Raw genomic sequence first — 8,910 nt, forward strand, 5'->3', positions numbered from 1 at the left:
TTCAATCTCTTGATGAGCTGGACTTTGGTTTTATATCCCATATCTAGTGGTTTAACTAGATATAAATATCAAAATAAAAGGCCGTAAAACAAAATTTACAGCCTTTTTTATTATTTATGTAGTAAAGAACCAAAGTCGAGAGTCATGCCATGACTTTGAGTCATGGCATGACTAATAGCTTACTCTAAGTAATGACATGACTGACCAACTTGTTATCCAGGATACCGCCCTTCTTTTAGAAAAAAACTTCTATCTGAAAATCCCTGATAAGCTTTCAACAGAAGAGGAATTAGTTGCATTGATGACACCGGTCATCCATCAAATGCTCAACAGGGACTTTGAAAAACTTCTTCAAGTTTGCTACAGGATAGATTTAGGAGAAAACAAACTCAAAGCGATCCTCCACGAATCTGATCCTGAAATGATGGCTTTCGATCTTGCCAAAGCATTGGTTGAGAGACAAATACTCAAAATTGAGATAAGAAATAGGTATTCAGGAAGTTGATTTCTATCCACTCATTTTATTACCGTCAAAATACCAGGCGTTAGCTTTTTTATTTTTCGGCCACTTTTTCCTGAGAAGCTTTAAGGTAATTCTCAGCCTCGACCACCATATCAGGAGAACCAATATAGAGTGGAGTTCTTTGATGTAAAGAGGTTGGTTGTATATCCAAAATCCGTCCAAAACCATCAGTTGCCATTCCCCCGGCCTGTTCTGCAATAAAAGCCAGGGCATTCGCCTCATACAGTAACCTCAGTTTCCCTTTGGGCGATTTCGAGGTTGCGGGATAAATGTAAATTCCTCCTTTGAGTAAGTTTCTATGGAAATCGGCTACTAAACTTCCGATGTACCTGGCACTGAACTGCCTTTCTTTACACTTTTCAATATAGATTTTTAGTCCGGGTTCAAAAAGGTTGGAAGTGCCTTCATTGATACTGTAAATGTCCCCATCCTTAGGAGCGCACATATTGGGGTGGGAAAGGAAAAATTCACCTAAAGAAGGCTCATAAGTAAATCCGTTGACGCCGTGTCCTGTGGTATAGACAAGCATCGTGGAAGAACCATAAAGTACATATCCCGCCGCCACTTGTTGGTTGCCCGATTGCATAATGTCTTCCGGCTGAATGGGACTACCGATAGGGGTCACTCTCCTGTAAATGGAAAAAATAGTACCGATCGAGATATTGACGTCAATGTTAGAAGAACCGTCCAAAGGGTCGATGGCGACTACATACTTGCCGGATCCGTTCTGTAGGTCTATCACTTCATCGTCTTCTTCTGATACCACGGCACATACCTCACCACCCTTGGTGAGGGCCCTAGTAAACCTGATATTGGCAATAACATCCAATTTTTGCTGTTCTTCGCCCTGAACATTGGTTTGCCCAAAAGCTCCGCCAATATTCGCTAGACCTGCACGGTTAGTCTCCCGATTTACTATCTTTGCAGCCAGGGCAATGTCCCTTAAAATCTGGGATAATTCTCCTGATGCAAAAGAAAATTCATTTTGTTTGATTTTGATAAACCTGTCCAAAGTGGTTCCTACAGAATAGGCAATGGTTGAATCGCTGGGTGTATATAGCTTTGTCTTCATAATGTTGGAAAAATACTATTAAATAATTTAACTCCTGAAAATTACAAATTTATTTCAATGGCAAAAACTTTTGTTTTCAAATTTGGAGGCGCATCGGTAAAAGATGCCGAATCTATAAAAAACTTGTATGAAATTGTATTCAATCGATTGCGGAATAATACAATTATTGTGGTTTCGGCCATGGGGAAGACCACCAATGCCTTGGAGGAAATTTTGGCTTTAAAATTAGCGGGTAAATCCTATTCTACAAATAGTACAAAAATAATGGAATTTCATCTGAAAATTTGTGAGGAACTTTTTGATTTAGGTAGCCTGATTTTCCCCACGGTCAAAAATTATTTTTCGCAATTGGATAGGATACTTGAAGGGGATTTGACTCAGGGAAATTATGACAGTTTTTATGATTCTGTAGTTTCATTCGGCGAATTGGTTTCTTCGAGGATAGTCCAGGAATACCTTTGTGCCAAAGGACTTTTTTGTATTTGGCAGGATGCCAGGGAGGTGATAAGGACAAATAGTGATTTCAGGTTTGCAAAAGTGGATTGGGAGGCTACTGTAAAACTTTGTGAAAAAATAGTAACACCCAAATTAGCACAGTTTCCTGTGGTTACCCAGGGATTTATAGGTGCTGATGAGAAAGGCCGTACCACTACCTTGGGACGGGAGGGATCGGATTTTACAGCCTCCATATTGGCTCATGGGATGCGGGCCAGTGCCGTGACCATTTGGAAAGATGTGGATGGCGTCCTCAATGCCGATCCAAAACGTTTTCCTGATGCTGTTAAATTCGATGAGCTAGATTATAAGGAGGCAGCAGAACTGACCTATTACGGTGCTTCTGTCATCCATCCCAAAACTATCAAGCCCTTGGCCAATCTATCAATTCCGCTTTATGTAAAGTCATTTATTCATCCTGATAGGTCGGGAACTAAAATCCATCATGTCCATCCAGTAAATACAGTTCCCTGCATTGTCGTCAAAGACGAACAGATTTTGGTAAGCTTCAAAGTGACGGATTTCACCTTTATCAATGAATCCCATATCCATTCAGTTTATACCGAGCTAGAGAAGCTTAAACTGAGAGTGAATCTTCTCCAAATTTCTGCGATATCTATTTCCATTGTAATTGAAAAAGAACTTTTTAAGCTGGAAAAACTCATTCAAAATCAAAGAAACCAATTCGAAATCAGGTACAATGAAAACCTTCAACTGATCACCGTCAAAAACCATAATCCGAGTTTGATGGATGAATTGATGCAAAACAAAGAAGTTTTGCTGGAACAGACGACGAGGACAACATTCCAAGTATTGGTCAAAAATTCCCATATATAAAGCTATATGAGAAAACTTGCTTTTCAAGTAAAATTCAATATTCGAGTCAAGGCTATTCACCAGGAAGTATTAAAATTACAAAGATGGGATGAAGTCCTTTAGAATATCAATCCATATCCAACCCGCCTGCGGCAGGCAGGTATCTATAAATATCCCGTGACTATTGTAATTTAATAAGGCTTTTGAAAAAAATTAAAAGTAAGACAACCAAATAACCTCCAATTTATATCAACCTATCCACAGTCCTTTCAATTCCTGTGAGATAGCTTTTGCCAAAAAGCAAGAGGTGGACCAATAAGGGATAGAGGTTGTAAACAGGCAATCTTTCTTCAAAGCCAGGTTCAAGTGGGAAAACTGTTTCATAGGATTTATAGAAATCCGCATCAAATCCACCAAACATCCTAGAAAAAGCCAAATCCATTTCCCGGTGTCCATAATATACAGCAGGGTCAATAAGGGAGGGGCTTCCATTTTTGCCACGCATGATATTCCCTGACCACAGGTCACCATGGAGAAGTGCGGGTTTTTCTTTTGGAAAAATATTCTCCAGAACGGGGTAAGTTTTTTTAAATTTTTTGAGAAAATCCAAACTCATTAGCCCTTCATAATAGGCTTTTCCCGCAAGTGGCTCCAGTCTGTTTTCAATAAAAAACTCATGCCAAGAACTCGTTGGGCTATTTAGTTGGACAATGGAAGCGATGAAATTGTCTTTTGCATAGCCAAAGGACTCTTGGGTCGCCATGTGTAATTGGGCCAGGCCCACTCCGAGTTCCTGCCAATATACAGGGTTGGTCCTGTCTGCTGAAATCCATTCCATCAACAAAAAATTTCTGTCTTCCATCTTTCCTACCTGAAAGACTTTGGGAATTTGTAAAGGACAGTAAGACCGGAGCATCTGTAAGCCATCAGCTTCTTTTTCAAAGATTTCGGAATTTAATTGAAAATTTGACTTCAAAAAATAAGACCCTGAAGAAGTCTTCAAATAAATACCCTGATTGATATTTCCTGCGGCGATTAACTTTACTTGTTTGATATCAGGACTTTGCCCAAGACTCAGAAAAAGAATTTTTTCAAAATATTCCGGACTCTCAAACATAAATGTTATGCTCTACTTTGAGATGCTCCAGAAAATGGTCTATGCTATTGTCTAAAATATGGTAAACATTTTCAAACCCATCTTCTCCCCCATAATATGGGTCCGGAACTTCAATATGATCCGCATTTGGCTGAAACTTTCTCATCAAAAAAATCTGATTATGTTCCATGTTGAAGCAGTTCATTAGATTTTGGATATTTTTCTTATTCGAAAAATCCATCGCAATCAGGTAATCGAATTCCCTAATATCTACCCTGTTTAGCTGTCGCGCTCGGTGGTGGATCTGGATATCATGTTTTCTGGCACAAAGGAGGGTTCTTTCATCAGGTAATTCGCCGATGTGGTAATCAGAGGTGCCACAGCTGTCACTCATGAATTTATCTTCAAGTGCCATTAATTTGATTTTATGGTTAAAAATTGCCTCAGCAAGTGGTGACCTACAAATATTACCCAAACAGACGAACAAGACTTTTACCATTTTCAAAAAGAGGATCTTTAATTTTAATGTAAGGTACAAGTTAAAAAAAAATGCCGATGAAGAGAATAAAGGATTAAACTTAATTTGAAAATCTTAAAAACTTTTTCGGAATAAAATTCCGAACCTCTAACCAATTACTGTTAAAGTTATCCAAAATGTTTGATTCTGTGCATTTGAAAGAAAGTGGACAATGACTTTTCCCAAATGAACCAAATATTATTCTGCTTTCTTTCTGATGTTTTTTCATAAATAGCTATCTTTGCGTATCAAATCGAAAAGAATTCGAATGTTTTATTGTGTAATTTTCAATAATGTCCGTTTTCGGTAAGAATCATCCAAAATATTTAAATTAAATCATATATATTAAGTAATTAGAAGGAAAAAAAGCGTCATTGTTTTCAGCTCCGGCAGTCATCAATGGTGAAGAAATTGTAGAAAGCTTTTCTCTTGATCAATTTATCGGGATCAAGGAAGTGGTATTCTTTTTTTATCCCAAGGACTTTACTTTCGTTTGTCCAACCGAAATCCTAGCCTTTCAGGAAAAACTGGATGAGTTTGAACGTAGGGGAGTTGCAGTCGTCGGTGCTTCTACAGATTCTGAAGAACCCCATTTGGCTTGGTTGATGACTTCTAAGGACCAAGGTGGTATTGATGGTGTAACTTACTGACATTTTGATTGAAAAGCTTTTTTTGTTTTACAGATACTTTGAAATAACTTTACTCTATGGAGTATGGATTCAATGACACAACTGAATTTTCGGGATTGATGGGGGAAATAAATAAATTCGGCATTGAAATCTTTTGAAAAACCCCTGTATGATTTTTCCATCCGCACTTTCTCCAAGTTGGCGGATTTTTCGAAGGGGTCCCACCCCAGGCTTGAAAAACTGGTTGAAGGACGCAAGGATCTTTTTGAAAAACTGGAACTGTTCAGGTTGGATTTTAAAAAACCTGTGGCCTGGTTTCATGTTGCCTCATTGGGGGAATTTGAGCAGGCAAAGCCGGTCATTTCGGAGTTCAAAAAAAGATTCCTTGAATATGGTATTGTAGTAAGTTTTTTCAGCCCATCTGGCTTTGACCATGTCAGTGAAAAACCTCAAGAAGATATCGACTTTATTACCTATCTGCCATTTGATACTCCAGGCAATGCTAAAAGATTTTTGGAAATCCTGAATCCGCAAGTAGCCTTTTTTGTAAAATATGACCTTTGGGCCAATCACATTCTGGAAGCAAGGAATAGGAATATTCCGCTCTTCCTTTTCTCAGCATCGATGAGAGATGAACAGATTTATTTCAAATCTTATGGGGGATTTTTCAGAAAGATTCTTTTTTCTTTTGACCACATATTTTGTCAAAACGAGAGGACACAAAACCTGTTGGAAAATGCAGGATATAGGGAGACTTCAATTACAGGTGACACAAGGTATGATAGGGTTCATACAATTGCCCTTCATCCCAGATCATTTCCTGAATTGAAATCCAATTTCGGAAATAAACCTAGTATCGTTGCAGGTTCTGTTTGGGATGAGGATATGGGTTTGATTATTCCAATGATCAACCAGGATGATCATTACAATTGGATCATTGCCCCACATGATATAGATGCCGAACAGATTTCAGCCTGGCAGCAACAAATCAAAAAAACCACTCTAAAATATTCTGATTTACCCACTGAAAAAGAAGTGGTTGTTATTTTCATTGACAATATCGGGATGTTATCCTCCCTATATCAATTTGCTGAAACTGCATACGTTGGCGGAGCCTTCGGTAAGGGTCTTCACAATATCCTTGAACCCTTAGCTTATGGAATACCCGTTATTTATGGTACTCTCAAAAAGGTGGGTAAATTTCCCGAGGCAGATGTAAGCAAGTCCTTTGGCTGCTCATTTCAGGTAAATGATTTCCGTGAATTACAAAAAACCATTCAATCTTTGTCAGAAAGAAACGCATATCTGGAAGCTCAGGATGGAGCTAGAAAACTGCTGGAGGAGAATTTGGGCAGTTCAAAAAAAATAATGGATAAGGTAGTGTCAATCTTGGATAAGAAATGAAAGGAAGGGTAATCAAATCCACGGGAAGTTGGTACACGGTCAAGACCGAAGAGGGTCTTATCAATTCAAGACTCAGAGGCAAATTCAAACAGGACGAGCTCAGACTCACCAATCCAATAGCTGTCGGGGATTATGTGGAACTTGAAATGGAAGCCGGCCAAGCTTCATCTGTGATCAATGATATACTTCCAAGGGAGAATTACATCATCAGAAAATCCACCAGAAAAACTCATTTCTCCCATATCATAGCCTCCAATATTGATCAGGCATTTTTGATGGTGACTATTGCACAGCCTAGGACTTCCCTTGGTTTTATAGATCGGTTTCTGGTCAGTACAGAGAGCTTCCGTATTCCTGCAACTATTGTAGTCAATAAAACTGATCTGATCAAAAAGGAAAAGGATAAAGATTTTTTGGAGCTATTACATGAAATTTATGATCCCTTAGGATACCCGGTTTTGGAAATTTCTGCGATAAATGATAAGGATCTCGATGTGCTTTTTAGGGAAAGCCTCAAAGGGAAGACTACCCTTATTTCCGGACATTCAGGAGTAGGGAAATCTACTTTGCTCAACAAATTGGTGCCGAATGCAACACAGTCCACCAAAGAAATTTCCAAGTTCAGTGCAAAAGGAGTCCATACCACCACTTTTGCGGAGATGTTTGAAATGGAAGATGATGGATATCTGATCGATACACCGGGAATAAAGGAATTTGGAATTTTGGATATAGATGATTTTGAGTTGTCCCATTACTTTGTCGAGATAAGACAATACCTTGGGCAGTGCAGGTATAACAATTGCCAACATATCAATGAACCTGATTGTGTCGTTCTCCAAAAACTGGAAGAAGGCTATATTCATCCATACAGGTATGAAAGCTATTTGAATATCCTGTATGAGGAGGATGACAGGCGTTGAAATAATTCGCCCATTTTTAAAAAACCTTTGAATCCTACCTCAATTGCTTTAATTTTCGATTTCCATCAAAATCCCGCTAATTAAGATGACAGAAACCAAGGCCTTGGTGCTAAACCACAAGCAGATCACGCAAAAGATCACCCGCATGGCTTATGAAGTTTATGAACGGAATGCATTTGAAGATGAAATTATTTTTGCGGGAATCACCGGTATGGGTTTTATTCTGGCAGGATTTCTTGCAAAAAGCCTAAGAGATATTTCCCATTTGGATGTCAAAGTGATTGAAATCCATTTGGATAAAGCTGATGTCAATAGGGGAGAGGTGAAACTTTCAGAAAATATCGATCTGAATAATAAATGCGTGTTGGTGGTGGATGATGTGCTTAATACCGGCAAAACCTTGGTTTATGCCCTCAAACCATTTTTGGATTTACCCATCAAAAAAATGGAAGTGGCTGTTTTGGTGAACAGAAGCCACAAACTCTTTCCTGTCACTCCTGATTACACAGGATTGGAATTGGCTACCACATTAAATGAACACATTACTGTAGATTTATCTTCAGACAATCACTCCGTACACCTTCACTGATACACCCATGTCTCTCCACCAATCCTCCAATATCAAAAGAATCACCACGCATATCCTGCAGGAAATGAAAACACGTGGGGAGAAAATCTCCATGTTGACCGCATACGATTTTTCCATGGCAGGAATTGTGGATGCCGCAGGTATTGATATCATTTTGGTGGGTGATTCCGCCTCCAATGTGATGGCAGGCCATGAGACCACCCTTCCGATTACTTTGGATCAAATGATTTATCATGCCACTTCTGTGGTCAGGGCGGTGAAAAGGGCTTTTGTAGTGGTGGATATACCGTTCGGATCTTATCAAGGTAACAGTTCTGAGGCATTGAGGTCTGCTATCAGGATTATGAAGGAGTCAGGCGCCCATGCAGTCAAAGTGGAAGGAGGATCTGAAATCAGGGAATCTGTAGTGAGGATTCTCAGTGCAGGAGTTCCTGTTATGGGGCATTTGGGTCTTACGCCTCAGTCAATTTATAAATTCGGTACCTATACCGTCAGGGCGAAGGAAGAAGCTGAGGCCAAAAAATTATTGGAAGACGCAAAATTGTTGGAGGAATGTGGTTGTTTTGCAATTGTTCTGGAAAAAATCCCTGCAAGTTTTGCCAAAATAGTTGCAGAATCTGTTTCAATCCCTGTCATTGGAATCGGTGCGGGACCTGATGTTGATGGGCAGGTTTTGGTGGTGCATGACATGTTGGGCATCAATCAGGAATTCAAACCAAGATTTTTGAGGCAATATGCAAACCTTCAGTCTGTGATGACAAAGGCGGTTCAGGACTATATTAGAGATGTGAAATCCCTGGAATTCCCCAATGAGAGTGAAAGCTATTGATGGGTTTTTTTGATTTCCAT

At 39.2% G+C, this 8,910-nt stretch carries 9 protein-coding genes and 1 pseudogene; 7 read left to right on the top strand and 3 right to left on the bottom strand.

Going from position 1 to position 8,910, the window contains the following annotated elements:
* Positions 1 to 196: 196 nt before the first annotated feature.
* The gene (locus ACEW8O_RS05225; RefSeq protein WP_373493567.1) at positions 197 to 505 is read left to right on the top strand and encodes a hypothetical protein; all 309 of its coding nucleotides are present in this window, start codon (positions 197 to 199) and stop codon (positions 503 to 505) included.
* 49 nt (positions 506 to 554) lie between these two features.
* Here the strand turns inward: ACEW8O_RS05225 and fbp are convergent, their stop codons facing one another.
* Positions 555 to 1,595, bottom strand: a complete 1,041-nt coding sequence (fbp, locus tag ACEW8O_RS05230; RefSeq protein ID WP_373493568.1) for a class 1 fructose-bisphosphatase — start codon at positions 1,593 to 1,595, stop codon at positions 555 to 557.
* A gap of 57 nt (positions 1,596 to 1,652) precedes the next feature.
* Here fbp and ACEW8O_RS05235 point away from each other — a divergent pair, with 57 nt between their 5' ends.
* Positions 1,653 to 2,927, top strand: a complete 1,275-nt coding sequence (locus tag ACEW8O_RS05235) for an aspartate kinase (protein WP_373493569.1) — start codon at positions 1,653 to 1,655, stop codon at positions 2,925 to 2,927.
* A 223-nt stretch (positions 2,928 to 3,150) separates the two neighbouring features.
* Here ACEW8O_RS05235 and ACEW8O_RS05240 read toward each other — a convergent pair whose 3' ends face one another.
* Together ACEW8O_RS05240 and ACEW8O_RS05245 are read right to left on the bottom strand one after the other, a co-directional pair.
* The gene (locus tag ACEW8O_RS05240) at positions 3,151 to 4,023 is read right to left on the bottom strand and encodes a fructosamine kinase family protein (RefSeq protein WP_373493570.1); all 873 of its coding nucleotides are present in this window, start codon (positions 4,021 to 4,023) and stop codon (positions 3,151 to 3,153) included.
* Entirely contained in the window at positions 4,016 to 4,501 is a 486-nt protein-coding gene (locus tag ACEW8O_RS05245; RefSeq protein WP_373493571.1) for a low molecular weight protein-tyrosine-phosphatase, read from the bottom strand. Before ACEW8O_RS05245 ends, ACEW8O_RS05240 begins: the two co-directional genes overlap by 8 nt.
* A gap of 371 nt (positions 4,502 to 4,872) precedes the next feature.
* Here ACEW8O_RS05245 and ACEW8O_RS05250 point away from each other — a divergent pair.
* The 5 genes and pseudogenes from ACEW8O_RS05250 to panB form a co-directional block, all read left to right on the top strand.
* Positions 4,873 to 5,166 (top strand): annotated as a pseudogene (locus ACEW8O_RS05250) (redoxin domain-containing protein); the annotation flags it as partial.
* A gap of 126 nt (positions 5,167 to 5,292) precedes the next feature.
* Positions 5,293 to 6,552: a 3-deoxy-D-manno-octulosonic acid transferase gene (locus ACEW8O_RS05255; RefSeq protein WP_373493572.1), complete on the top strand. Its 1,260-nt coding sequence runs from the start codon at positions 5,293 to 5,295 to the stop codon at positions 6,550 to 6,552.
* Positions 6,549 to 7,472 (top strand): ribosome small subunit-dependent GTPase A, encoded by a 924-nt coding sequence (gene rsgA, locus ACEW8O_RS05260; protein WP_373493573.1) that lies wholly within the window; start codon positions 6,549 to 6,551, stop codon positions 7,470 to 7,472. Before ACEW8O_RS05255 ends, rsgA begins: the two co-directional genes overlap by 4 nt.
* An 85-nt stretch (positions 7,473 to 7,557) precedes the next feature.
* Positions 7,558 to 8,061: a phosphoribosyltransferase family protein gene (locus ACEW8O_RS05265; RefSeq protein ID WP_373493574.1), complete on the top strand. Its 504-nt coding sequence runs from the start codon at positions 7,558 to 7,560 to the stop codon at positions 8,059 to 8,061.
* Positions 8,062 to 8,068: 7 nt separating this feature from the next.
* Positions 8,069 to 8,890, top strand: coding sequence for a 3-methyl-2-oxobutanoate hydroxymethyltransferase (panB, locus tag ACEW8O_RS05270; RefSeq protein WP_373493575.1), 822 nt, complete (start codon positions 8,069 to 8,071; stop codon positions 8,888 to 8,890).
* Positions 8,891 to 8,910 lie beyond the last annotated feature (20 nt).

It is taken from the genome of Aquiflexum sp. (genome assembly GCF_041749095.1).
Taxonomy (GTDB): Bacteria; Bacteroidota; Bacteroidia; order Cytophagales; family Cyclobacteriaceae; genus Aquiflexum.